The organism is Ruegeria sp. ABD4_443, from assembly GCF_056160865.1.
Window position 1 is genome coordinate 534,922 of sequence record NZ_JBSWYA010000002.1, and the last position, 24,515, is coordinate 559,436.

The window sequence follows — 24,515 nt, forward strand, 5'->3', positions numbered from 1 at the left end:
ATTTCAGGCCAGGTGAAAAGCGGACCCCGCTAGGTGATCAAACGCCGTGCCAACCGGTTTTGGGTTTCTATGGTGCGCGGCAGATCAATGGTGGCGATTTGCCCGTCATTCACGATCTGGCGTCCTTCGACGAACAGATGCTTGACCCGTGTGGGGCCCGCCAGCAGCAGCGCGGCGGGGTCCCAACTGCCGGCACTGTCGATCCCGCCGACATCCCAAATGGCAATATCCGCGCGCTTTCCCGGCATCAGACGTCCGCAATCGGGGCGGTTGAGCACATCGGCCCCGCCTCTTGTCGCGATTTCAAGCGCCTCGCGCGCGGACATGGCGTCTGCGCCATAGGCAACCCGTTGCAGCAGCATGGTCTGCCGTGCCTCGGACGCGATGTTGCCGCTGTCATTGCTGGCTGAACCGTCGACGCCCAGCCCGACCGGGACACCGCAGTCGCGCATCTTGCGGACGGGCGCGATGCCCGACCCCAACCGGCAGTTGGAACACGGACAATGCGCGACACCGGTGCCTGTCCGCGCAAACAGGTCGATTTCATTCTGGTCCAGCTTGACGCAATGCGCGTGCCAGACATCGGATCCGGTCCATCCCAGGTCTTCGGCATATTGCCCAGGGCGGCATCCGAACTGAGATTGAGAATAAGAGATGTCTTCGTCGTTTTCGGCCAGGTGGGTATGCAGCATCACGCGCTTGTCCCGCGCCAGAAGCGCGGTGTCACGCATCAGGTCACGGCTGACGGAAAAGGGTGAACAGGGTGCCAGACCGACGCGGCACATCGAACCGGGTGACGGGTCGTGAAACATGTCCACCACGCGGATCATGTCTTTGAGAATGGCGGGTTCGGCCTCGACCAGGCTGTCGGGTGGCAACCCGCCGGCGCTTTCGCCGATGCTCATCGCGCCTCGGGTCGGGTGAAAGCGCAGGCCGATTTCGGCCGCCGCAGCAATAGTGTCATCCAGGCGCGCGCCGTTTGGGTAAAGGTACAGGTGGTCCGAGCTGAGCGTGCATCCCGACAGCGCCAGTTCAGCCAGGCCGATCTGCGCCGAGACAAACATCTCGTCCGGGCCGAATCGTGCCCAGATCGGGTAAAGCGTCTTGAGCCAGCCGAACAGCAGCGCATCCTGCCCGCCGGGCACGGCGCGGGTCAACGTCTGGTAAAGGTGGTGATGGGTGTTCACCAGCCCCGGCGTGACCACGCAGCCTGAGGCGTCCAGGGTTTCGCCGTCGCATTCAAGCTGGTGGCCGATGCGAATGATTTCGCCGTCCCGGATCAAAAGATCGGCGCCGGTCAGTTCGCGCCTGTCTTCGTCCATGGTCAGTATTGTGTGGGCGTTCCTGATGAGAATTTCAGTCATCGCGTGCACTCCTGCATCCGCCCGCCTCATGCCATGAGTGCGTTGGCCGGTGGAAAACGGGCATAAGAACCGGCCGCCCACAGGCTAGCCGGGTCCGGTCATCGCGACAACAGGATTCAGTATTGGCGCAGGATTTCCAGCGCCGCGGCGTGAATTTCGGGATTGGCGGCTGCCAGGGCACGACCGCCATCATGGGCGGGGCCGCCCTGCCAGTCGGTCACGATACCGCCTGCGGCCTCGATCACCGCAATCGGGGCCTGGATGTCATAGGCGTTCAACCCGGCCTCGATAACCAGATCGACCTGACCGGCGGCCAACAGGGCATAGGCATAGCAGTCCATCCCGTACCGGGTCAGCTTTACCTTGTCCGCGACGGCCCGAAAGGCGCGCGCCTCTGTTTCGGTTCCAACCTCGGGGAAAGTGGTGAAAAGGATCGCCTGATCAAGGCCACGGGGCGCGCGCGTTTCAAGCGCGGTCCGGCCCAGGGGGCCAGTCATGAAGGCGCCATCCGGGCTGCCGATGAACCTTTCGCCGATATAGGGCTGGTCGATGATCCCCAGCATGGGGCCTTTGCCCTGCCCGAGCGCGATCAACACACCCCAGGTCGGCGTCCCGCTGACAAACCCGCGGGTTCCGTCGATGGGGTCGAGCACCCATATGCGCCCGGAACTGCCTTTGCTGGTGCCGAACTCTTCGCCCAGAACGCCATCATCGGGACGGAATTCCGCAAGCACCGCGCGCATGGCCTGTTCGGCCTCGCGGTCGGCAACCGTCACCGGGTCGTACCCGGAATGAAGCTTGTTGGATGTTTCCAGGTTGGTCTGCCTGAAAAACGGCAAAATGGCCGCACGCGCCGCGTCGGCCATTTTCTCGGCTATTTCCAGATCGCTCAGATGTGAGTTTTGCATGGGCTACCCGTGCGGAACACATCCTGCGGTGTCAAGGTGTTGTTTCAGGCGACGTCGCTGAGAACACGCGCAAGTTCGAACAGGCGGCGCCGCTGATTTTCCGGAATGGCGTAGTAGGAGCGCACAAGATCCAAAGCCTCTTTGTCGCCCATCAGGTCTGCCGGAACGGATTTCTTGCCGGCATCTTCCTTTTGCGATTCTTCCAGGCCCTCAAAGAAGAAACTGACCGGAACCTCCAACGCTTCGGCGATATCCCAAAGGCGCGATGCGCTGATCCGGTTGGCACCCGTTTCATACTTTTGAATCTGTTGAAACTTGATACCAACTTGCTGCGCCAGCTGTTGCTGAGTCATGCCAATCAGCCAGCGGCGATGCCGGACGCGCTTGCCCACATGGACATCGACGTGATGGGTCATTGGTATTCTCCTCTGTTACTCAAACAACCGCCCGGGAAAACGCGACAGGACCCGAGAGCCCGACTTTATCGGACCTCTTCTAAAGAACTGTTTAATCGGATCGTGCCCCCCGAAACGGCACCATGGCACAATATTGCGCTTTTTGGGAAATTTTTCAAGAAGGTTGAATCTGCGGCACCGCACAATGGTTTGTGGTTGTATCGCGCTGAGACACTACGGCATTGTTTCGCGACCGGCGACAAAGCTATCGCCGGACGTGACAACAGCCAATTCACCTGCGTGATTGACACATCTTGCCTATCGGTGGCCTATGTCGTCCGAACAGAGGAAAAAAGAATGCTGGCCTATCGAATACAGTCGGAAAATGCCACGGCGGCCTTGTGCGATATCGACCTGCCGGTTCCGGGCAAGGGCCAGATTCGCGTGGCCATTCGGGCCTGTGCGTTGAATTTTGCCGATCTGCTTATGCAAAAGGGAACCTATCAGGACACCCCGCCTGCCCCGTTTACGCTGGGCATGGAAATCGCAGGCGTCATCGACGAAATCGGACCGGGTGTTGCGGGATTGAAGCCGGGCGACCGGGTTGCGATCTACTCGGGCCAGGGCGGATTGGCGGAGTTTGGCATCTTTGACGCGCAGCGGGTGATTCTGTTGCCGGACAATGTCAGTTTTCAAGATGCCGCTGCCATCATGATTGCCTATGGAACCAGCCATATTGCGCTGAGCCATCGCGCGCGGCTGCAAAAAGGCGAAACCCTTTTGGTGACCGGCGCGGCAGGCGGCGTTGGTCTGACCGCCGTCGAAATCGGCAAGTTGATGGGCGCAACCGTCATTGCCCAGGCCCGCGGCAAAGACAAGCTGGAGGTCGCCCGTGCGGCTGGCGCGGATCACCTGATAGATGCGGATGAGGATTTGCGCCAACGGGTTCGGGACCTTGGGGGCGCAGATGTCGTCTATGACGCGATCGGCGGGGATGTATTCAAAGCGGCCTTTCGCGCGACCAACCCCGAGGGCCGGTTGCTGCCCATAGGTTTTGCAGGCGGCGATGTCCCGCAAATCCCTGCCAACCACCTTTTGGTCAAGAACCTGACCGTTATCGGCGTCTATATCGGCGGATATCTCAAGTTCCGCCCCGAGATCGTGCAGGACAGTTTCGACACGCTTTTCCGCTGGCTGGCAGAGGGCCTGATCAAACCGCATGTCAGCCATGTCCTTCCCCTGACCGACACGGCCCGGGGAATGGCGCTGTTGAAAGACCGGAAATCGACCGGGAAAGTCGTGATTACGCCCTGAAAGGCATTACCCGGCAACCGCACGCAGGGTCGGGCTGCCCAGCATCTGAAAGTTCTGCCTGACCAGGTCCGCCAAAGCTTCGACCACCGGGCCGCGCCCAATGTCACCACCATAAAGGTTGATCTTATGGGCCGGTAACTCTGGCAGGACACCGCCGCATTCGATCTGTTTGAGATGGGCCGCCTCAGTCCCTTCCAGCACCGCGTGCACGGCAAGGTCGGCGCTGACGGTTGCCTCGATCGTGCGGTCATTTTCCGTTTCCACGGACAGTTCCCACGGGATTCCAGCCTGATCCAATGCCGCAATGATCTGAGGTCGGAACATGCAGCGCCTTCCGACCGCAAGCGGAATGGGGCGGCGGCGCCACGCCGACCCGCCAGGGGCCCCTATCCAGCGCAACGGCAGCTCGGCCACGGTTTCCGCCCCATCGGCCGTTGACGGTTCGGTGGTCAGGATCAGGTCGCAATCGCCTTTTTTGAACATATCCTTCAGCTGCAGCGAATAGGACGATACCAGCTGCACCCGCACACGCGGGAAATCGGCGTTGAACCGCTGAAGCACCCGCGGAATCGCGGGGTAAACGATGTCATGCGGCACGCCCAGCACAACCTCGCCCTCAAAGGCCTGGTCTGTCAGCTTGGACATGACCTCGTCATTCAGGGCGATCATGCGCCGCGCATAGGTCAGCAACTGGTCGCCCGAAGCGGTCAGGGCGATTGTCCTGCCGCTGCGATCCAGCAGATCAATCCCAAGCAACTCTTCCAGCCGCTTGAGCTGCATCGACACGGCGGACTGGGTTAGATGAAGAAAACCGGCCGCGCGGGTTACCCCGCCATGATCGGCGACGGCAACAAAGGATCGCAGTGTCGTTATGTCCAGATTTCTCATACTTCACATTTCCTGATGGCATTGTGCAAAAACATTCATTTTTAAAATATGCCACGCCGCGCCATATAGATCAAGGAAGTTGATTGAACCCGCAGTTTTCATCACCAACCATGGAAGGAAACGTCAAATGACCCAAGTTACCGTTTCAAGGCCGCTGGCCGCAAAACCCGCATTTCCCGCGACCCGCGTGCTGAGCCTGCTGGGCCTCGCCCGACAGCGGCGCCGCCTTGCTCAATTGGATGACCGTGCGCTGCAAGACATCGGCGTAACCCGCGCCCAGGCCAATGCAGAGGCAAACCGCCCCTTCTGGGACGCACCTGACACCTGGCTGAACACATCGTCCTGATCGGCCCGACCGGGCATTTCCGCGGCTTTCCTGCCAAGGCCGTCGGGAATGCCCGAGGTTTTCACGAGTTTTAGCCTTAAAACCCTTGAAACACCTGCCACTCTCTCCGATATTTACAGGGAAATCCGCCCGCATGTGCGGGCTGAATCGCGAATATCGAAGGGAGACCCTTAATGGCACAATTTGACACGATCCGGACAGCAACCGGAACCCGTGCCGCCGAGATCGACGAGGGCCTTCGCGCCCACATGAACAAAGTTTACGGCACGATGTCGGTCGGCATGCTGATCACGTTTGCTGCGGCTTGGGCGATCTCGGGCCTGGCTGTTACTAGCGATCCCTCTGCTGCGTCCGCGCAACTGCGTGAGGGGCTGTATCTAACTTCGACTGGCTATGCGATCTACGCTTCGCCGCTGAAATGGGTGATAATGTTCGCCCCGCTGGCCTTTGTTTTTGGCTTCAGCGCTGCAATCAACAGAATGTCGGCTGCAGCTGCACAAACGGTTTTCTATCTGTTTGCCGCCGTGATGGGCCTGTCGATCAGCTCGATCTTTCTGGTCTTCACCGGTCAGTCGATCATACAGGTGTTCCTGATCACCGCGATCGCATTTGCGGGTCTGTCGCTGTGGGGGTATACCACCAAAAAGGACATTTCGGGCTGGGGCAGCTTCCTGATCATGGGCGTGATCGGCCTGATCGTGGCGTCGATCATCAACCTTATCTGGCCGATGCCGGGCATGGCCTTTGCAATCTCGATCCTTGGCGTTCTGATTTTCGCGGGCCTGACCGCCTATGACACGCAAAAGATCAAGACGACCTACCTGCAAATGGCGCATTCCGGTGATCAGGAATGGCTGGGCAAGGCTGCGATCATGGGGGCGTTGAACCTGTATCTCGACTTCATCAACATGTTCATGTTCCTGCTGCAACTGCTTGGAAACCGCGAATAACGCTGATTTCGCGACTGAATGACCGGGGGCGGTTCCTGACGGAGCCGCCCTTTTTTATTGGCGGCTTCCTGCCCCCCACGAGGTTCAGACCCTGCGCGGCGCATGTCACACGAGCACAACAAAAAAGCCCCCGCCGGTTGGCAGGGGCTGGATTGAAGAACTGTCGTCAGCTTCAGCTACAGTTCAGCGGCACCGCAAATCCCGAACTTCTGGACGACCCGCCCTTGCGATATACGTCGCCTGCCGGCAGGCATCCCGTGAACCGTTCGGTTTCACTGCCAAAGGTTGCGCCGACAGAGTTGCTGACCTTGACGCTGTTGTTCGGCGTGCGCAGAACACCGAACAGCGTTCCGTTGACCCTGACGGTGCTCAGGAACATATCGGTGCTGCTGCCGGACAGGTGGACCGCACTGGTATCGCTGCGACCGCCATTGTCTATGGCAACGCCTGCGATCTTTTCAAAGTCGACCTTGTCTGACTGCACGTGAACCGTGGGCAGTTCGGCCAGTTCCGCGGGCACATTGGTGGCTGGCGGTACAAAGGCCACCGCGCCTTTGACATCCGAGACCGTGCGCGGTTCGCCGTCGATTCCGGTGAAACCGACACCTTCTCGGTTGAACGGATCTTCACAGGCCGAAAGGGTCAGAACGGCGATTGCTGGTAACAAGATTTTTTTCATGGCGGTCAACATTTTGCATCGGGTTGCTGAAGCGTAGCGGCAGGCCGCCTGAAAATGCAAGCCACAGGCGCGCAGATTGCCTGCGGGGCTGATGCGCCACTGCAACGGCTTGAATGCCGTTGACCCAGGGAAATAGACCAAGGGGAAACGGCGCGCGCGCAAGAAAAAAGGGCTCTGCCCGGCAGAACCCTTTTCCCGAAGTCTGTAACTTGAAAGCAGATTACTTGATCTTGCCTTCCTTGTACTCGACATGCTTGCGAGCGACCGGGTCGTATTTACGAACGGTCATTTTCTCGGTCATGGTGCGTGCGTTTTTCTTGGTCACGTAGAAGTGGCCCGTGCCCGCGGTCGAGTTCAGACGGATCTTGATTGTCGTCGGCTTCGCCATGGTTATCTCCTGCGTCCGAAAAGGCAGGGGCCTTTCGGTTGAATCCTCTTGAGCGTGCGCTTTTACGCGCTGCACGGCCCGTGTCAAGACCAATCGGCCGCGAGGACCTTGGGAAATGACCCGTTCCTTAGGTCGAGAGTTTGGGCGCGCCCATATACGTATGAATCTGGTCGCGTTCCGCGTCGGACAGGCCCAAAGCCGTTGCCAGTTGCAGCAGATAGGCTGCCTCTTGCTGGTTGTCCAACCGAATCGCGGCCAGAGATGTGGCATAGACCTGGGTCTTCAAAGGTGCGCCGGCCTCGGCCGCCAGGCCCATCACGTCGACCGGCGCTTCGAGCTGTTCCAGCACAAAGGCGCGCTCGTCATCGCTGATGTCATCGCCAAGCTCTCCGATGATGGTCTGTTTCTCTTGCTCGTCCAGTTCACCATCCGACTTGGCGGCCTGGATCATCGCGCGCAGCATCAGTTTGGCCTGCTCTTCGATCGCAGCCCCGGCGGGTGTTCCCTGAAAAACAGTGTCCATCATATCGGCGGTTTGCTGGCTGCCAGTTTTGGCGGCCCCCTGCATGGCGTTCAGCAATCCGCCCAGACCGGCGGCACCGGCAGCGCCCCCGCCGAGCCCCATTTTCCCGAACATGTCCTGCAGACCTGACGCGCCGCCCGGCATCCCGAACTGTTCGGCCATCTTGCCAAGCTGATCCAATCCCATGCCGCCGCCCGAGCCCTGCATCATGTCCTGCAATCCGGCCATCCCGCCCATTTCCTTGTATTTCTCAAGACCTTTCGCCGCTGCGAAACCGACGGCGACCGACGCCAATGCCTTCATGAAACTCATAACGCTCCTCCCGGGTTTGAGGTTTCTGTGGGGCAGCTTAGCATTTGAACCGATACACGGGTACCATGGGATTTTCGGCGCCGGGCGATGAAGCTGGAAGTATCTGCGCGGAGGGCCTGTAAGCCGGATCCTGTTCCGGGGTTGCCCCCTTTGATGACCATTCCTCTAGGCCACGCATTGCTGCGCGGCTCAAGCTGCCAACCCGGTCCCTCTCGGCCAAGACGCGCTTAGCGGTGGTATCGGCTTGCGCCGACCAACCCGCGCGGGGACCCTATTTGGCATTGCTCCCGGTGGGGCTTGCCGTGCCGCCCCTGTTGCCAGGGGCGCGGTGGGCTCTTACCCCACCGTTTCACCCTTACCTTTGACCAAGGTCGCAGGTGGTCTGATTTCTGTGGCGCTTTCCGTCGGGTTGCCCCGCCCGGGCGTTACCCGGCACCGTTGTCTTGTGGAGTCCGGACTTTCCTCTCGGGCCATTTGACCCCAGCGGCCATCCGGCCCTCCGCGCCGGGTTTGGGTATGCGTCGTGCTGCGCCGCGTCAAGGGTGGAAAGGCAAAGGGGCCAGCCCCTTCTTGGCCTTTGGCCAATTCATCCCCGGGATATTTTCAGCCAGATGAAGAGCGGATCAGGTTCGCCCCGAGCCGCCAGATATCGCGATCAGGTCGGCCTGTTCAAGCGGCCCCCTTCCCCAGGGCCGGTAGCGCGCGCGCGTTGCGGCCAGAAGGGTGTCCTCGGGCACGTCAATGCCATAACCCCGTTGTTGCGCCAATGCGCGGAACCTGTCCATTGTTTCGGGGTCTTGGGCCGGAGGCGTGCCACGGGGGGCCGCCAGGCCCTGCCGTTCGAGCCTTTGCCAGTCAAACCGCAAGCCGGGGTCAATTTTTCGGCCCGGTGCCATGTCGGAATGGCCGATGACGCCATCGGCGCGGATTGCCCAGCGGTTCATGAGGGGCACGAGCAGGTCTTCCAGGGTTGCCATTTGTGGTTCGGTGAAGGGATGGGCCCCGGTATTATCCAGCTCGATCCCGATGGACCGGGAATTGATATCTTCCATCCCGCACCATGTGCCTGCGCCGGCGTGCCAGGCACGGTCCTGTTCGCGCACCATCTGCCACAGGCATCCGTCATTTCCGATGAGGTAATGGGCCGACACTTCGGCGGCGGGGTCGCACAGGCGCCTGAGCGCTGATGCCGCGTCACGCATGGCGGTATAGTGCAGGACCAGCAGCGTTGGTTTCAGCCCGTCCCGCCGTGGGCCGAAATTGGGCGACGGGTGCCAGATCGGCGTCACGGGTTCAGTTGCTGACGGCACTTCGGAACGGGCTGGGGTCCCAGGCGCAGGCAAAACCGTCGCCGTCGGGATCCAGCCCCTTGCGATCGCGGTCCGGCCCGCCATTGGTCAGGAAGGCGATCTGGGCCTGGTCAGGGGACGGGTATTTGGCGCAATTTCGTTGCGCCTTGGCCTGCAGGTTGAAGCCCGCGCGGCTGTAAAGTTGCGTGCCCACGGGGTTGGTCGTGGACAGCGCATACTGGACGATGTTGGGCTGACCGTCCTGGCCGCGCTGCGGTACGGCTGTGGGCGCGACAACTTCGTAGGTCTGGCGGTTCTGTTCGATCCGCTGCGCATCTGTTTCGATGCTGCGCCGTTCCGAGACCGCTGCGAAATCCTGTTCGTCGGATATCCCTGGATTGGTCGGCGTTCCGGGCACCGGTGCGGGAACGGTCGGCTGCGCCGAGGTGCTGGCCAGCGCCGCGGCGGTCTGGTCGGCAATGTCGGATGCCGCGCCATCGCCTGTGGCCGACAGCGGGGATTGCGAAACCGTGGCGGGTGGCAAAAGCAGATCACCTGTCGCCCCCTGACCTGCCAGTTGCGCCTCGCGTTGGGCCTGGTAGGCGGGTGTGTTGAACCCTGTTCCTGCAACCGGTGCGACCGTGTCGCATGCCGCCAGCAATCCGAGCACGGGAATCACAAGCATTTTGCGCATTTCGCTGCTCCGTTCTGCTTTGCCTTGCTTGCCGCGAGGCTTACCACCATTTACCGGGTTTTGCCACAAAGCCCGCGGCGTTTTCCAGCGCGTAGGCGGTGTTGAGCAGATCGCCCTCTTGCCAGGGGCGCCCGATCAACTGAAGCCCCAGCGGCAAACCTTGCCCGTCCAGGCCCGCAGGCACGGACACACCGGGAAGCCCGGCAAGGTTCACGGTCACGGTGAAGACGTCGTTCAGGTACATCTGAACCGGATCGGCCTCGGTCATCTCGCCCAGGCCAAAGGACGCCGACGGTGTGGCCGGGGTCAGGATCGCGTCGACGCCTGCGGCAAAGACATCTTCGAAATCTTTCTTGATCAGGGTCCGGACGCGGCGCGCGCGGTTGTAATAGGCATCGTAGAAGCCCGCCGACAGCACATAGGTACCGACCATGACGCGACGCTGCACTTCGTGACCGAACCCTTCGGCGCGGGTCTTTTCGTACATCTCGGTGATGCCATCACCCTGCGCCAGTTGCGCCCGGCGGCCATAACGCACACCATCATAGCGGGCGAGGTTCGAGGACGCCTCGGCCGGTGCAATCACATAATACGCAGGCAGCGCGTATTTGGTGTGAGGCAGCGAGATGTCGACGATCTCGGCGCCCGCGGCCTTTAGCATCTCGGCCCCATCGGCCCAGAGCTTTTCGATCTCGGCGGGCATGCCGTCCATGCGGTATTCCTTGGGGATACCGATTTTCTTGCCTTTGATATCGCCGGTCAGCATCGCCTCAAAATCCGGCACGGCCAGTTCGGCACTGGTGGAATCCTTGGGATCGTGGCCACACATGGTTTCCAGCATGATCGCCGCGTCGCGCACATTCTTGGTCATCGGACCGGCCTGATCCAGCGAAGACGCGAACGCCACGATGCCCCAGCGCGAGCAGCGGCCATAGGTCGGCTTGATGCCGGTGATGCCGGTGAACGCGGCAGGCTGACGGATCGAGCCGCCGGTGTCGGTGCCGGTCGCCGCAAGGCACAGGTCAGCCGCCACAGCCGAGGCCGAACCACCCGACGAGCCGCCCGGTGTCAACTGCGCGTCGTCATTGCCGCGGCGCCACGGGCTGACCGCGTTGCCGTAAACGGATGTTTCGTTGCTGCTTCCCATGGCGAATTCGTCCATGTTCAGCTTGCCCAGCATCACCGCACCGGCATCGGCCAGTTGCTGCGACACGGTGGATTCGTATTCGGGCTTGAAACCTTCCAGAATCTTCGAGGCCGCCTGCGAGGGCACGCCCTTGGTGCAGAACAGATCCTTGATGCCGATCGGCAGGCCGCACATGGCAGGCGCGTCGCCGTCCTTGATCCGCACGTCCGCCGCCTTGGCGCGCTCCAGCGCGATTTCGGGCGTTTTGTGGACGAAAGCGTTCAGCGCATCGGCGTCATCGATGGCCTTCAGGCAGGCTTCGGTCAACTCAACCGAGGTCACGTCACCGGCACGCAGCGCATCGCGGGCCTCGGCCAGGCCCAGTTTGTTCAGATCGCTCATGTCTTACTCCACCACTTTGGGGACTGCGAAAAAGCCCTCGCGGGCGTCGGGGGCGTTGGCCAGAACCTTGTCCTGCTGGTTTCCGTCGGTGACCACATCCTCGCGACGCTTCAGGCGCATGGGTTCCACCGAAACCATGGGCTCGACCCCGTCGACATCGACCTCGTTCAGTTGCTCGATAAACCCTAGGATGGTGTTGAATTCGGCTGCCAGCGCGGGCAGCGCTTCATCCTCGACCTTGATCCGGGCCAGTTTGGCCACCTTGGCGGCGGTGCTTTGGTCAATCGACATCGGAAAACCTCATAGACGCTTAAGCAGGGCGTTTACCCGTCTGCCGCCGCAGTCGCAAGACCGGCAATCCCGAACCGGGCAGACATACGCAACGAAGGCCCTGAAATTCACGTTCAGGCAGCGCGCGCATTCTTTGGGTGGGCAATCAATGCACTGCCAATCGAATTTGAATACCGGCTATGCGATCTGGTGAACCGAATAGTTCACTTTTTGCATTGAATGTACCGCATTTTGGCCCCACCTAAATTGAACGGAACAGTTCAGTTTGGAGTATCCCCATGAAACCCCTGATGATCGCACTGTCATTTTCGTTTGCCGCCCTCGCAGCGCCCGTGATGGCGCTGGGTGTGCCGGGTACAAACCTTATCCCGTCGCTGACCTTCCCGGATCAACCCGCTGAACCGGTGACCAAAGGCCTGACCCCCTCGCCCAAGTGACCGGCCACGGTGACGGGCGGGCTGGACCGAGGCCCCGACCACCGGTCCAGCCCATCAAATCTGGGCGCTTTCACGAAATGGCCAGACGATCCGTCACATGAGTATTTCCAGGCGCGCGCCGGCGAAATGCGCCAATGCCGGGTCGATTTGGTCAGGCTGCATCAGGCACAGCGCCGTCGACAGCCCATCTGCGACGGCCGCCCGGGGTGCCGACACGGATACGAGCTGATGCCGGGCCGCCTGCCCTATCGGGCCGACGATGTGGCCCTGGCTGTCGCTCAGCATGGTCCCCGCAGGCGCGGACGTAGCCACCGCGCGGTCTTGCAGCGTGATCCTTTGGCGGACAATCCCGTCCGGGCTGGACAGGCCGACCTTCCAGTTCATGCCATCGGCGCGCAGCCCCATCGCGGCCACCTCGCCCATGTCGACAAGAATATCCCGCAGCCCATATCCTTTGAGCAGCGCAACAATCCGGTCGGTAATTTCGCCCTGCGCGATGCCGTTCAGGGTCAGGGCCGACTGCCCGGCCACGCCCAACGCAATCCGGTCTGGTCGAACGGACACGGTCCGCCAACCGACAAGCGACCGCGCTTTTCGCAGCTCTGCGCTGCCTGCGCCCATTGCGGCGGCCATCCACAGCGGTTGTACAGTCGGATCAAAGGCCCCGCCCGTGGCATCATGCAGGGCTGAACACAGGCTCAATACGCTCAACAATTCCGGCGATGGGGCATTCAGAACCCCATGGCTGTTCAGCTGGGTCAGCTCGGATTCTGGCCGGTACAGGCTGAAGATCAGTTCCAACCGCTCAAGCTCGGCCTCGACCGCGGCAATGATTGGCGCGGCCCGGGCGTCCGTCAGACCTTCGAGGCGCAAGCTTGCCGATGCGCCCAACGCTGTCCCCTGCCACCGGGCCGTCTGGGCGGATGACGCGACGGCGGGCAGTGCCGCGCAGGCGGCAGAGACTGTCAGGAAACGGCGGCGGTTCATCCGGGTCATTCGGGGGTCTCCAGTTTCAAGCCCAGATCGACGGGGCCAAGAACCTCGTCTTCCGGGATTTCCGGCAGCGGCATGGTCGTTCCGCCGTATCGTTCAGAAAATACCAAGGCAGCGTCCCGATCCGCGAAGGGCACGATTTCCGGCGCGCCCATACCGCCCGCCACGTTCGAGCCAACGACAAAGATGGCACCGTCGGCCTTGATCCAGTTGGAAATACCGGGTTGGCTCCAGTTCGGGGCGGCCCCCATGTCGCTGACATAGATCGCGGTAATATCGGCGTCTCGCTCGGGGCTTTTGAGGTAAGCCACCATGTCGCGCACCTGAGCAAAGAACAGCGGGGCGGGGTGGCCCTTGAGGTGGATCTGCCCTTTTGGCCCGCCATGTTCGGCGATGTTCATCTGGCAAAAGTGACTCAGCGCGTCCGGGGTCAGGTCGACCGGGTCCGGGGCCTCGGCCACGTCTTCCTTGCAGGCCGCCAGCGCAACCAGCGCGATCAGGCACAGGCGTTTCATGGCTCGACCCTCCGGAACGCCAGCCGGGCCAGGGCAAAGCCCAGCACCGGCCAGATCAGCAGCGAGGCGGGCGCGGCCCAGACCGGCAGCGCCTGCGCCGCGCCGGTCATGCCCGACGCCATCGCGACACCTTCGGTCGCGGCGATGTTCCACAGACGGAAAGCGTCGGCCGGGTTGGCCACCATCACCCATGGAAAGACGGATTGGGTGAAGGCGCCGCCCTTGTCCATGACGACGGCCCCCAACAGGCCCAGATCATAGAGGACGACAAAGACCAGCCAGAGCCCGGCCGACAGACCTGCCGCTGCCGTGGCCCCCTTTGCCAGGGCGGACAGCAGGTATCCCAGCGCCAGAAACACGGCGCCCAGCAGGATGGATGTGAGGATGAGGCGGACCAGCGCCATCAGGCTTTCGGGCCCCGCCCCGCCAAAGAATGCGGCAACTGCGCCTGCGGTGCCGAAACCGACCGTCATGGCAAACGCCAGTGCCGCCAGATGGGCGGTGAACTTGCCCAGCAGGATTTCTCCGCGCCCCGCCGGATAGGACAGCAGCAGCGACAGGCTGCCGCGATCCACGTCGCCTGCGATGGCGTCAAAGGCGATCATCAGCGCCAGAAGCGGCGCAAGGTAGACCGACAATGTGGTCATCGACGCGACCGAGACAGTCAGCATATCGACGCCCAAAGTGCCCGTGGGCGCACTGCCCGCAAAGGTCAGCGCAAGCGCAAACAGCACCATGATCAGTGTGGCGACCAGCAGCCAGCGGTTGCGGCGCAGGATCAGCAATTCGGTGCGGGTGATAGCGAGGAAGCGGGTCATTGCATATCCTCCTGAGCATAGTGGCGATACAGGTCTTCCAGCTTGGGCGGGGTCATTTCCACATCCGCCACCGCGTCGCCCAGCCCGGCAATACGGCGCAGCGCCTCCATCTTGTCGGCGGGTGAACAAAGCAGTTCCACCGAGGCGCCGTTGATCCGGTTGCCGCCCAGTTCGGCGGCCAGGGCATCTGCGTTGGCGCTGGCGCGCACCTTCAGACGGATCGGCAGACCCGCCAGTGCCGACAGGCTGTTTAGGGTGTCGTTGGCGACCATCCGGCCCTTGCGCATGATGGCGATGCGGTCTGTGCGGGCCTCGACCTCGGTCAGGGCGTGGCTGGCAATCAGGACAGCGGTGCCCTGCCCGGCCAGTTCGTCGATGATGGCGTACAGATCCTGGCGCGAGATGGGGTCCAAGCCCGATGTAGGCTCATCCAGCAGCGCCACTTTTGGCTGGCCCAGCAGCACCTGCGCCAGACCCAGACGTTGTCGCATACCTTTGGAATAGGTCCCGATGCGGCGGTCCAGCGCGTCGCTGAGGCCGACACGTTCCAACAGGCCGGTCACATCGGCCTTGACCCCTGAAAGCTTGGCAAACAAGGTCAACTGCTCGCGGCCCGTCAATGCGGGATGAAATGACACCGCCTCGGGCAGATACGCGGTCTCGCGCCGCGCCTGTGCGCTGCCGGGGGTGGCGTGCCCGATCCGAATGGCGCCGTCCTGGATCGGTGTCAGGCCGAGGATGGATTTGATCAGGGTCGACTTGCCCGCGCCGTTATGGCCCAACAGCGCAACGCGCTGACCGGGGGCAAGGGACAGGGTGATATCGTCAAGAACGCGGGTCTTGCCACGGTCCTTGCAGACGTTGTTTATCGTCAGGGCCTTATCCGTCATGAGGCACCTTTTTCATAGCTGGGGGTTCAGGGGCTTGCATCAATGGGTTGCTGTCCATCACGCCGCCCGGCAGCAGTGCCGGAAAGGCCGATTGCGACCAGCGCACCAGCTGCACGGCAGGCGAGCCGAGCAACAATTTGGCTGCGGGTTGGGTCCACAGCACATGGTCCATACTGTCATTGGGGCGATAAGGAGCATCGGCAATGCCGTTGCCATCCACATCATAAGCGGCAAAGTCGGACCAGTAATTGCCGCGCCCGTCTTCGGACCACTCGACCCATTTGGTCGAGACATATTTCACCTGCGTCCGGTTCCCGATGAAGGAATTGCCAACGATGCGGTTACGCTCGGACCCGGCGGTAAAGTGGATGCCGATGCCGCATCCTTCGAACCAGTTGTCGGTGAATTCGTTCTTGTTCGAATTATACAGGAAGGTGCATTTCTCTTCGGCACCTTTCACCACGTTCCCGGTGATCACGCTCTTGTTGGCATAGTTCAGCATCACGCCATGTTCGCGGTCATTGATCGAGACATTGTTGGCCACGGTCACATTGGTCGTGAACATCACCGCATAACCCAGATCATTGCCGATCGAGACATTGTCGCTGACGACCGAGTCATCGGCATACATGTAATGCACCGCAAACCGCAGATCGCGGAACAGGTTGCCGGTAAAGCTGTTCTTTTTGGACGAGTTCACAAAGATCCCGTCGCGGCCAAAGCGGATGTCGTTGTCTTCCACCCGCGCACCCGGTGCGTTCCAGACATAAACGCCATTGCCGCGGTCATTCATCCGCTGATCCTGACGCCCTTCGATCCGGTTGCCCCGCACGATGCTGTCCTTGGCACCATGGATGTCGACACCGTAAAGATTGCCCAGCAGCACGTTATCCTCGACCACCGGCGCATGGGCCGTCTTGCTCAGCTGGATACCGCTGTCGATCCCGTCATGGCTTGAGCCGGAACCGATCACCGTAAGCCCGCGTACGGTTACGCCCGGCCCGATCACGGTGATGACGCTGCCCTCACCTTGTCCGTCAATGGTGGCCAAGCCCTGCCCGTCGATGGTGACAGGCCGGTCCAGTACCAACTGCTCGTTATACGTTCCGGGGCGCAGGCGGAGAGTGTCCCCATCCGCCGCCTGCGCCAGTATTTCAGTGATGGCCCCCGCCCGGTTGGGCACATCCCATTCCGCCGCCCAAAGGGGCGAGCCGAGCAGGAGCGGTATGAGCAGGGACCAACGCATGATTACGCGCTCCGTGGTTCAACAAACATGCGGCCGCGCATCTCCATATGCAGCGCGTGGCAGAACCACTGGCAATAGAACCAGTGTACGCCTGGGCGATCCGCAATGAAGGTGACCGAGGCGGTGGCCTGCGGTGCGACTTCCATCGCGACACCGAAATTGGCCATGCAGAAGCCATGGGTCACGTCATCCACATCGTCCAGGTTGGTGACATAGACCGTGACCTCGTCACCTTGCTTGACGGTGAACTTCTCAAGGCTGAATGTCGGCGCGACCGAGGTCATATAGACCCGGACCTTGTTGCCATCCCGGATCGGCTCATCTGCGCCGTATTCCAGGTCCACGCCATCGGCCTCGGCCTGTTTACGTGCGTCTTCCCATGTCGGGTCGTTGCGATCCCAGACATTGACCGGGTTGACCTTGGACCGGTGCACGATGATCGAGTCATGAGGCTCCGCAAAGGTCGGGCCGTCATGGACCACCTTCATCTTGTCGCCCGAGATGTCGATCAACTGCTCGTTTTCCGGCTTGAGAGGCCCGACATTCAGGAAGCGGTCTTTCGAGAACTTGTTCATCGAAATCAGCCACTTGCCGTCGGCTTCGGCGGTTTCACCCATCGAGGTCGAGTTATGGCCCGGCTGGTACTGTACGTCGACCTTGTCAAGGATCGGGTCAACATCTGCACCGGCATAGGCTTCGATCGCCTTGGCGATGTCCCATTTCACCACCTGACTGTCCAGGAACAGGGTGGTGTAGGCATTGCCCTTACCGTCAAACGCGGTGTGAAGCGGGCCAAGACCCAGCTGCGGTTCCGCCACGATGGCCGAGCGCGGATCGGCATTGTCGGCAAACAGCGCGTCGACTTTTTCCACATCGATCACGGAAACGGTCGGCGACAGCTTGCCGTTGATCATGATGTGTTTCTTGTCGGGTGCCGCGTTCACACCGTGCGGCGAGTTGGGGATCGGGATATAGCGGGTCAGGTTGCCGCTTGCCTCTTTGCGGCCATCCACGACCTTGACGCCGTTCAGCTCTTGATAATTGCCTGCTGCAATCGCGTCTTCGATGCCTTTGAGGTTGAATACGACCACATGGTCCAGCTCGTTCTCGGTCATCTCGGCCAGGTTCATACCCATTTCCGAGTTGTACGAGGTCGAGAAGGCATATTTGCCCTGATAGTCGCAATCGGTGTTGTCGAGGTTGCCCGAAACGATCACCTGCCAGGCGACTTCCATCGTGTCGCCGTCGATGGCGGTGAAAATGTTCACATATTGCGACGGGTCGTCGAGAACCTGACCGTCATTGACCAGAGGTGCCTCATGTTCACCATTGGCAAAGACATAGCCGGTGCGGGGGTATTTCTGAGGACGCAGGCCGTGGATATCATGCGCGTTGGGGATTTCGATGATCTTGTCGCATTTCATCACATCGCAACGCACACGGGCCACGCGGGTGTTGGCCTTGTCGTTCATGAACAGATAACGGCCATCATAGGTGCCGTCTGTAAAGGACATGTGGGGGTGGTGAAGGTCGCCATTGTCATAGGTGACCTTGCCATTTGCGGCCAGGAACTCTTTGGTTTCAGGCAGCAGGCCCTCGGTCAGGACTTTCAGCGATTCGTTGGTCTGACCCCAGCCCGTGGCCGAGCACCGGTTGAACACCGGAACACGCATCAGTTCACGCATCGAAGGCACGCCCAGAATGCGCAGCTCGCCAGTTTGGCCCGAAGACCAGAAGCCGTAATATTCGTCCAACTCGCCCGGCTCCAGGTGCAGCTTGGCGGCGGCGCTGGCCTCTTTGGCGGTCATCAGGGTCGATCCCAGACCGGTCCCGGCCAGCACGGCGCCGGTGGCTGTTGCCCCCAGCATCCCGCGGCGGGTGATGTTCAGTTTCTTGTCATGTTCCGACATTTTCGTTCCTCCTTTTAGGAAACGGTTTGCGGTTTGGCGTTCGGATGGTTCGCCGGTGGTTGTCCGAGAGGGGTCTTGAGGTTGACCGACCCTGTCTTGGCCCGCCGTTTGAGTTGGCGGATAACGACGGGACATTTGTCCTCGGACTGGTAAAGCACCTGACAATGCAGGCAGGTGACGCACTCGTTCGGATTGATCTCACCGGTGGGATGGATTGCCTGAACGGGGCATTCATTGGCGCAGGTCTGACAGGGGCTGCCGCAATCCTTGTAGCGGCGCAGCCAGTCGAACATGCGAATACGGGCCGGGATCGCCAGCGCCCCGCCCAGCGGGCAGAGATAGCGGCAATAGAACCGTTCGATGAACAGGCCGATCACCAGCAGACCCACCGCAAAGACCACGAAGGGCCAGTCGCGCATGAATTTCAGGATGATCGCGGTCTTGAACGGTTCAACCTCGGCATATTGCTCGGCCAGCGGGATCGAGACAAAGCTGAGCCCGAAAAGACCGAGGAAGATCATGTATTTGGCGGGCCACAGGCGTTCATTCAGACCCCATGGCAGCGTCCATTGCGGCACTTTCAGCGCCCGCGCAATCTTGTTGGTCAGTTCCTGCAGGGCCCCAAACGGGCACAGCCAGCCGCAATAGGCCCCACGCCCCCAGAACAGCAGCGCGGCGGCCACGGCAAACCACTGGATGAACACCAGCGGGTCCATCAGAAACGCGTCCCAGGTGAAACCGCTGCGCAGGCTGCCGGCCAGCGCCATCAGGTTCACCACGCTCAGCTGTGCATTGGCGTACCAGCCGATGAAGAACAGGGTCATCGTCAGGTATCCGATGCGGAACCAGTAAAAGACGCGTGCATTCATGGTGGCGTGGAACTGGAAAAAGAAGGTCGCGGTCAGTACCAGCAGCATGACGCCAAGGACGCCGATTTCGACGGTGCGGTCCTTCCAGATGCGTTTCCACAGCGCGGCCTTGGCGGCGGCCTCGCCGGTGGCATCATCGACCATTGCGGGGGCCGCGACCGGCAGCAGATACTGCTCGGGCAGCTTGTAGCCCAGATCGAAGGTCAGGAATGTCTTTTCCACCGCGCCCACGGCGCGCTGCACCAGCAATTGCATGCGGAACGGCTCCGCCGGGTCGAACTCGGCATCTGCCGGAATCTTGAAAATATCCAGCTCGGTAAAGCTGGGCGCATCAGGCGCGGCGACCGTGCCCAGGCGCCGTTGCTGCTTGTCAAAGAACCGGACCGAGCTATCGCCCTGGATCAGTTGAATGCGGTCGAAAATCCCGCCCCGCACGTAACCAGAGCCCTTAAAGCTGTAGGCCCCGCGCCCCAGCACCAGAATGGCTTGTTCGCCTTCGTCCAACCACGCGGTCAGGTTCTGATACTCGGCCTCGCCCAGCAGGGACTTGCCGATTGAAGGCACCGAAACAAGTGCCATATGCATGTCGATAAACGTGTCATCCGGCTCGCCGGGTTCGGGGCGTTTGATGGCGCGCTGATCGCCTGTGGCCTCGAATGCCGCATTGACCTGCCCGATATCCAGCGTCAGCCGCCGGACCGAACCGTCGCCCGAAAGCGTAGCCCAGTCATAGACCGCATCTTGTGCCATATCGATTTCGCGCCTGGGGCCATCAGCCTGCAGCGGCGACAACCCGCCCAGACCCAGCGCCCGCGCCACCTTGATGCCACCGCGCACAAGGCTGTCGTCGATCACCATGATGGTGACCGTCGCGCCCGAGATGATGTCAAGGTCATGCCCCTCGCCGCCGGTTTCGGCCTCGACCTTCAGGTCCAGACCCGCATAGCCTTCGGTCAGTTCAACCATGCGCGCGTTGGGGATGCCGATCAGAACGATCGGTTCCGAGTGTTTGACCAGTTGCACGCCGGTCAGCACCGCATCATCGTCGATGGCGGCGACCACATGGATCGGCTTGCCGGAATACCCGGTCGTGCCAACGAAATCCGAGGTCAGGAAGGCCCAGGCGACGGTTTCCCCGCCCTTCAAAACAGGGGCGACCGGCACATCATCGCGCACCGGGCCAAAGGCATCGGCACCGGGGGCCAGATCGGCGGGGTCAATCTCGGGCAGGAAGCTGGCAAGGCTGTCGGCATGGGCGCTGATCGCCATCAGGCAGGACAGGACAAGGGCCAGCAGGAATTGGATTGCGCGACTTACGACCACGGCGCACCTCCGGAAACTTGGGTTGACGCCATGGACGCGCACCGGGCGCGTTCGGTTCTATGATGGGTTCCGCACGGGGGCCCTCGGGTTTCGGGCCAAAGGCGGGCGGATACATATGGGGTGCATATGCGGGTTTGGTTGGGGCGCACGACGGCAAGACCTTCGCACAGCGCCACTTCGACGGGGTCAGCCAGCGGGGCTGTGGATGTCACGGCACAAAGCGCGCAATCGGCGCATTTCGGACAGGGCGCGGCGGGATCGTCGGTCTCCTCCTCGGGATCGACCTGAACCCAGACCGCCCCTGCCTCCGAGCAGATCTCCATCCATACGCCCTGGCCGGGACTCGCCAGCGCCGGTCCGAGCAGCTGCAGCAACAGCAGGAAGATGCCCGCAAGCCCCGCCAGCGCACGGAAAGTGCAACCGGCAGTTTCAGGGAGGTGGCAGCGGGAAAACATGGAGACTCCGACTCGGGTTTCGTTCCCCAGACCTACCGCCACCGTCCGGACCCCAACTTGACTTACGTCATGTGGACCGAAGAAATCGGGTCCTGCGCCGCGGGCGACCGGCCCGCCCGGGCAGCCCCGAAAACGGTCGGGGCGTCACGACAAAACGGCCCCCGGAACCGAGGGCCGTTTCAGCATTCAAAGAGCCAGAGCTGCGTTACTGCGCCGCGATTGGCATCCGGGCAATCTGGCATCGCTGCCATAGCGCCGACAATGCGCCGACAAGGTGATCGACATCAGCATCCGAATGCACCGGCGACGGCGTAATCCGCAGCCGTTCCGTCCCCTTGGGGACAGTCGGATAATTGATCGGCTGGATGTAGATCCCGAACTCTTCCAGCAATGTGTCCGAGATGAACTTGCACTTGACCGGGTCACCAACCATGACCGGGATGATATGGCTGGGATTGGGCAGGTGCGGGATCCCTTCGGCATCCAGCCGCGCGCGCACCTGCGCCACACGGACTTTTTGCTGGTCCCGTTCCGTTTGCGACTGCTTGAGGTGCCGGATAGAGGCCGCGGCACCGGCTGCAATCGACGGGGGCAGTGCGGTGGTAAAGATGAACCCGCTGGCGAAACTGCGCACAAAGTCACACAGCGCCGCCGACGCCGCGATATAGCCACCCACGACACCAAACGCCTTGCCCAATGTCCCTTCGATAACGGTCAGCCGATCCATCAGGCCCTCGCGCTCGGCGATACCGGCGCCCCGTGGACCATACAGCCCCACGGCGTGGACCTCATCGAGATAGGTCATTGCCCCAAATTCATCCGCCAGATCGCAGATTTCACGGATCGGGGCGATGTCGCCATCCATCGAATAGACCGATTCGAAGGCAATCATCTTGGGCGCGTCGGGGTCGGCGGCGGCCAATTTGGCGCGCAGGTCAGCCACGTCATTGTGTTTCCAGATCACCTTTTGCGCGCGGGAATGGCGGATGCCCTCGATCATCGAGGCATGGTTGAGCGCATCTGAGAACACGATCATGTTCGGGATCTTCGCGGCCAGGGTTCCCAATGCGGCCCAGTTGGACACATAGCCCGATGTGAACAAAAGCGCGGCTTCCTTGCCGTGCAGGTCCGCCAGTTCATTTTCAAGGATCACGTGGTCATGGGTCGTGCCGGAAATGTTGCGGGTTCCCCCCGCGCCGGCGCCACACCGATCCAGCGCATCATGCATTGCGCCAATCACTTTCGGGTGCTGCCCCATGCCCAGGTAATCGTTGGAACACCAGATACGCACGTCACGCTGAACCGACCCATCGGTCTGGCGGGCGTTGGGGAACGCCCCGCGGCGGCGTTGCAGATCGATGAACACGCGGTAGTTCCCTTCCGCCTGCAAATCATCAAGGCTCTGGCTGAAATATCGCTCGTAGTCCATGACATACACTCCCGGAATTACTGGCTTTGAACGCAGACTAGGAACTGCGGCGCGGGTGTAACATGACTATGGTCAAGTAAGCCCGGACAAAAAAGCCTGATGCGCCAGCGCGCAGTTTGGCATAGCTTGGCCGGGGACAGATGGAACGACCCGCTTGGGTTGGACAGAGAATTGGGGGCCTTTCATGTCGCATGAAAGACAAAAAGCGGTCGCGCGGCAATCGCTTCTGCTGCGCTCTTTGCCAGAGCAGCACGTGGATACATTGCTGAGCCATGCCATTTGGCGCACCTATGACCGGGGCGAGACAATTTTCCTGCAAGAGGAAAAGGCGCAGGCGATTCACGTCATGCTGGATGGCTGGGTCAAGCTGTTCCGCATGACGCCGACAGGGGCCGAGGCCGTCGTCAGCGTTTTCACCCGCGGCGAAAGTTTTGGCGAGGCCGTCGCCCTGCGCAACATGCCCTACCCCGTGTCCGCCGAGGCTGTTTCGACCTGTGAAATCATGCATATCCCAAGCCCGGCGCTTGTTGCCTTGATCCGAGAAGACAGCGAGATCGGGATATCCATCCTTGCGGCAACGTTCAGCCACCTGCATTCTCTGGTGGCGCAGCTGGAACAGTTGAAGGCGCAGACCGGAGCGCAGCGCGTGGCCGAGTTTCTGCTGAGCCTGTGCGACAGCGACGAGGGCGCCTGCGCCGTGACCCTGCCCTATGACAAGATGCTGATCGCCGGACGCCTTGGCATGAAACCCGAAAGCCTCAGCCGCGCCTTTTCGCGGTTGAAACCGGCCGGGGTCACCGTCAATCGCAACCATGCCGAAATTGGCGATGTCGAGATGTTGAGAGAATATGCCGAAAGCGACCCGGCAGAGAATTGGAGCAGATGATGACCGACCGGAAGACAGCGGTGCTGGGTGCGATCGACGCAGCCAACGCCATCGACCCGAACCTGGAAGACGGGCGCCCCGAGGCGCTTTTGTATGGCGAACGGATGACCGCCGAACTGGACAGGCTGTTTCCCGACGCGCCGGATGTTCTGGCGATTGCCGCCCGTGGCCAACATGTCGAACGGTGGAAACTGGCCCGGTCCGAATATCCCGAAGGCCGCGCCGGATACCTGGCCTGGCGCAAGGCGCAAGGGGTCCATCATGCCGATGTCGTCATGCGCATGATGCAAGAGGCCGGGTACGAGGCCGACGACATCGAAGCGGCGGGGCGGATGTTGCGCAAAGAGGGCATCAAGCGCGATCCGATGGTTCAGTCGCTTGAAGACGTCATCTGCTTTGTCTTTCTGAAATGGTACTTTGCCCCGTTCGCCAAGAAATACTCGGCCGAGAAAATCCAGCGGATCGTGGAAAAGACGGCGCGCAAAATGTCGCCCGAAGCGCGGGACCGGGTGTTGGCGGAATTCGACCTGCCCGAAGACCTGGCCGCCGCTTTCAGGGCCTGAGGCTGATGCCAAGGTCCTGCGTCAGATCAGGTAGAGACCGAATACAAGCAGCGTAAACCCCGTCAGAACCGCCGTGAACCCGCCCAGCCAGGCGGGGCAACGCCGCAGGTCGAGATAGCGCGCCAGTATCAGGCGCATCTTGGCCAGTGCCAATAGCAGGATACCGGCGCCGACAAGCGCGGGGGGCAGTTGAAACAGGGTCAGCGCCGCCGTCGAAAGGCTGAGCGCGACCAGAGCCCCCCATGTGGTCAGCAGCGCACGCGGACCTCCGCCTAGGGTGGAATTGGGCAAAGAAGAGCGTTCAGGCATCGG

At 61.4% G+C, this 24,515-nt stretch carries 27 protein-coding genes and 1 other RNA gene; 6 read left to right on the forward strand and 22 right to left on the reverse strand.

Annotated features, from left to right (window positions below):
- Positions 1 to 29: 29 nt before the first annotated feature.
- From ACXAG8_RS06745 to ACXAG8_RS06755, 3 genes are all read right to left on the reverse strand, one after another.
- On the reverse strand, positions 30 to 1,364 hold the full coding sequence (locus ACXAG8_RS06745) for an 8-oxoguanine deaminase (RefSeq protein ID WP_475223019.1): 1,335 nt from the start codon (positions 1,362 to 1,364) through the stop codon (positions 30 to 32).
- Positions 1,365 to 1,480: 116 nt separating this feature from the next.
- Entirely contained in the window at positions 1,481 to 2,272 is a 792-nt protein-coding gene (gene hisN / locus ACXAG8_RS06750) for a histidinol-phosphatase (RefSeq protein ID WP_475223021.1), read from the reverse strand.
- A 44-nt stretch (positions 2,273 to 2,316) separates the two neighbouring features.
- A complete protein-coding gene (locus ACXAG8_RS06755; protein WP_475223022.1) occupies positions 2,317 to 2,688 on the reverse strand; it encodes a helix-turn-helix domain-containing protein in 372 nt (123 codons plus the stop codon).
- Positions 2,689 to 3,024: 336 nt separating this feature from the next.
- Between ACXAG8_RS06755 and ACXAG8_RS06760 the strand changes: the two genes are divergently transcribed.
- A complete protein-coding gene (locus ACXAG8_RS06760) occupies positions 3,025 to 3,981 on the forward strand; it encodes an NADPH:quinone oxidoreductase family protein (protein WP_475223023.1) in 957 nt (318 codons plus the stop codon).
- 6 nt (positions 3,982 to 3,987) lie between these two features.
- Here ACXAG8_RS06760 and ACXAG8_RS06765 read toward each other — a convergent pair whose 3' ends face one another.
- Positions 3,988 to 4,869, reverse strand: coding sequence for a LysR family transcriptional regulator (locus ACXAG8_RS06765; protein WP_475223024.1), 882 nt, complete (start codon positions 4,867 to 4,869; stop codon positions 3,988 to 3,990).
- 127 nt (positions 4,870 to 4,996) lie between these two features.
- On the opposite strand from ACXAG8_RS06765, the gene ACXAG8_RS06770 reads away from it, so the two are divergent.
- Complete coding sequence (locus tag ACXAG8_RS06770) at positions 4,997 to 5,215, forward strand: DUF1127 domain-containing protein (protein WP_475223025.1); 219 nt, start codon at positions 4,997 to 4,999, stop codon at positions 5,213 to 5,215.
- Positions 5,216 to 5,388: 173 nt separating this feature from the next.
- The gene (locus ACXAG8_RS06775; RefSeq protein WP_475223026.1) at positions 5,389 to 6,165 is read left to right on the forward strand and encodes a Bax inhibitor-1/YccA family protein; all 777 of its coding nucleotides are present in this window, start codon (positions 5,389 to 5,391) and stop codon (positions 6,163 to 6,165) included.
- Positions 6,166 to 6,337: 172 nt separating this feature from the next.
- Here the strand turns inward: ACXAG8_RS06775 and ACXAG8_RS06780 are convergent, their stop codons facing one another.
- The 8 genes from ACXAG8_RS06780 to gatC all read right to left on the reverse strand — a co-directional run bounded on the left by ACXAG8_RS06780 (position 6,338) and on the right by gatC (position 11,869).
- Complete coding sequence (locus ACXAG8_RS06780; protein WP_475223027.1) at positions 6,338 to 6,844, reverse strand: hypothetical protein; 507 nt, start codon at positions 6,842 to 6,844, stop codon at positions 6,338 to 6,340.
- A gap of 220 nt (positions 6,845 to 7,064) precedes the next feature.
- Positions 7,065 to 7,232 carry a 50S ribosomal protein L33 gene (gene rpmG / locus ACXAG8_RS06785; RefSeq protein ID WP_005630270.1) on the reverse strand — a complete coding sequence of 56 codons (168 nt, stop codon included), beginning with the start codon at positions 7,230 to 7,232 and terminating at the stop codon, positions 7,065 to 7,067.
- Positions 7,233 to 7,359: 127 nt separating this feature from the next.
- Positions 7,360 to 8,067, reverse strand: coding sequence for a DUF533 domain-containing protein (locus ACXAG8_RS06790; RefSeq protein ID WP_475223028.1), 708 nt, complete (start codon positions 8,065 to 8,067; stop codon positions 7,360 to 7,362).
- Positions 8,068 to 8,170: 103 nt separating this feature from the next.
- Positions 8,171 to 8,570, reverse strand: an RNA gene (gene rnpB / locus ACXAG8_RS06795) — RNase P RNA component class A.
- Positions 8,571 to 8,690: 120 nt separating this feature from the next.
- A complete protein-coding gene (locus ACXAG8_RS06800) occupies positions 8,691 to 9,377 on the reverse strand; it encodes an N-acetylmuramoyl-L-alanine amidase (protein WP_475223029.1) in 687 nt (228 codons plus the stop codon).
- Positions 9,361 to 10,050, reverse strand: coding sequence for a hypothetical protein (locus ACXAG8_RS06805; protein WP_475223030.1), 690 nt, complete (start codon positions 10,048 to 10,050; stop codon positions 9,361 to 9,363). The genes ACXAG8_RS06800 and ACXAG8_RS06805 overlap by 17 nt, the downstream gene beginning before the upstream one ends.
- Positions 10,051 to 10,090: 40 nt before the next feature.
- Complete coding sequence (gene gatA / locus ACXAG8_RS06810; RefSeq protein ID WP_475223031.1) at positions 10,091 to 11,578, reverse strand: Asp-tRNA(Asn)/Glu-tRNA(Gln) amidotransferase subunit GatA; 1,488 nt, start codon at positions 11,576 to 11,578, stop codon at positions 10,091 to 10,093.
- Positions 11,579 to 11,581: 3 nt separating this feature from the next.
- Positions 11,582 to 11,869 (reverse strand): Asp-tRNA(Asn)/Glu-tRNA(Gln) amidotransferase subunit GatC, encoded by a 288-nt coding sequence (gene gatC / locus ACXAG8_RS06815; protein WP_475223032.1) that lies wholly within the window; start codon positions 11,867 to 11,869, stop codon positions 11,582 to 11,584.
- A gap of 278 nt (positions 11,870 to 12,147) precedes the next feature.
- On the opposite strand from gatC, the gene ACXAG8_RS06820 reads away from it, so the two are divergent.
- Positions 12,148 to 12,306 (forward strand): hypothetical protein, encoded by a 159-nt coding sequence (locus ACXAG8_RS06820; RefSeq protein ID WP_475223033.1) that lies wholly within the window; start codon positions 12,148 to 12,150, stop codon positions 12,304 to 12,306.
- Positions 12,307 to 12,399: 93 nt separating this feature from the next.
- On the opposite strand, the gene ACXAG8_RS06825 is transcribed toward ACXAG8_RS06820, so the two are convergent.
- From ACXAG8_RS06825 to hemA, 9 genes are all read right to left on the reverse strand, one after another.
- Positions 12,400 to 13,302, reverse strand: a complete 903-nt coding sequence (locus ACXAG8_RS06825; RefSeq protein ID WP_475223035.1) for an FAD:protein FMN transferase — start codon at positions 13,300 to 13,302, stop codon at positions 12,400 to 12,402.
- Positions 13,299 to 13,814 carry a nitrous oxide reductase accessory protein NosL gene (locus tag ACXAG8_RS06830; protein WP_475223036.1) on the reverse strand — a complete coding sequence of 172 codons (516 nt, stop codon included), beginning with the start codon at positions 13,812 to 13,814 and terminating at the stop codon, positions 13,299 to 13,301. The genes ACXAG8_RS06825 and ACXAG8_RS06830 overlap by 4 nt, the downstream gene beginning before the upstream one ends.
- Complete coding sequence (locus tag ACXAG8_RS06835) at positions 13,811 to 14,632, reverse strand: ABC transporter permease (RefSeq protein WP_475223037.1); 822 nt, start codon at positions 14,630 to 14,632, stop codon at positions 13,811 to 13,813. The genes ACXAG8_RS06830 and ACXAG8_RS06835 overlap by 4 nt, the downstream gene beginning before the upstream one ends.
- A complete protein-coding gene (locus ACXAG8_RS06840; protein ID WP_475223038.1) occupies positions 14,629 to 15,522 on the reverse strand; it encodes an ABC transporter ATP-binding protein in 894 nt (297 codons plus the stop codon). The genes ACXAG8_RS06835 and ACXAG8_RS06840 overlap by 4 nt, the downstream gene beginning before the upstream one ends.
- The gene (locus tag ACXAG8_RS06845) at positions 15,512 to 16,768 is read right to left on the reverse strand and encodes a nitrous oxide reductase family maturation protein NosD (protein WP_475223039.1); all 1,257 of its coding nucleotides are present in this window, start codon (positions 16,766 to 16,768) and stop codon (positions 15,512 to 15,514) included. Before ACXAG8_RS06845 ends, ACXAG8_RS06840 begins: the two co-directional genes overlap by 11 nt.
- Before the next feature lie 2 nt (positions 16,769 to 16,770).
- Positions 16,771 to 18,678: a TAT-dependent nitrous-oxide reductase gene (gene nosZ, locus ACXAG8_RS06850; RefSeq protein ID WP_475223040.1), complete on the reverse strand. Its 1,908-nt coding sequence runs from the start codon at positions 18,676 to 18,678 to the stop codon at positions 16,771 to 16,773.
- 14 nt (positions 18,679 to 18,692) lie between these two features.
- On the reverse strand, positions 18,693 to 20,816 hold the full coding sequence (locus ACXAG8_RS06855; RefSeq protein WP_475223123.1) for a 4Fe-4S binding protein: 2,124 nt from the start codon (positions 20,814 to 20,816) through the stop codon (positions 18,693 to 18,695).
- 44 nt (positions 20,817 to 20,860) lie between these two features.
- The gene (locus ACXAG8_RS06860) at positions 20,861 to 21,325 is read right to left on the reverse strand and encodes a DUF2946 family protein (RefSeq protein WP_475223041.1); all 465 of its coding nucleotides are present in this window, start codon (positions 21,323 to 21,325) and stop codon (positions 20,861 to 20,863) included.
- Between the two features lie 205 nt (positions 21,326 to 21,530).
- Positions 21,531 to 22,754, reverse strand: coding sequence for a 5-aminolevulinate synthase (hemA, locus tag ACXAG8_RS06865; protein ID WP_475223042.1), 1,224 nt, complete (start codon positions 22,752 to 22,754; stop codon positions 21,531 to 21,533).
- 184 nt (positions 22,755 to 22,938) lie between these two features.
- On the opposite strand from hemA, the gene ACXAG8_RS06870 reads away from it, so the two are divergent.
- Complete coding sequence (locus ACXAG8_RS06870; RefSeq protein WP_475223043.1) at positions 22,939 to 23,640, forward strand: Crp/Fnr family transcriptional regulator; 702 nt, start codon at positions 22,939 to 22,941, stop codon at positions 23,638 to 23,640.
- Complete coding sequence (locus tag ACXAG8_RS06875; RefSeq protein WP_475223124.1) at positions 23,640 to 24,203, forward strand: DUF4202 domain-containing protein; 564 nt, start codon at positions 23,640 to 23,642, stop codon at positions 24,201 to 24,203. Before ACXAG8_RS06870 ends, ACXAG8_RS06875 begins: the two co-directional genes overlap by 1 nt.
- A gap of 21 nt (positions 24,204 to 24,224) precedes the next feature.
- Here the strand turns inward: ACXAG8_RS06875 and ACXAG8_RS06880 are convergent, their stop codons facing one another.
- Entirely contained in the window at positions 24,225 to 24,512 is a 288-nt protein-coding gene (locus tag ACXAG8_RS06880) for a cytochrome C oxidase subunit IV family protein (RefSeq protein WP_475223045.1), read from the reverse strand.
- Positions 24,513 to 24,515: the final 3 nt, after the last annotated feature.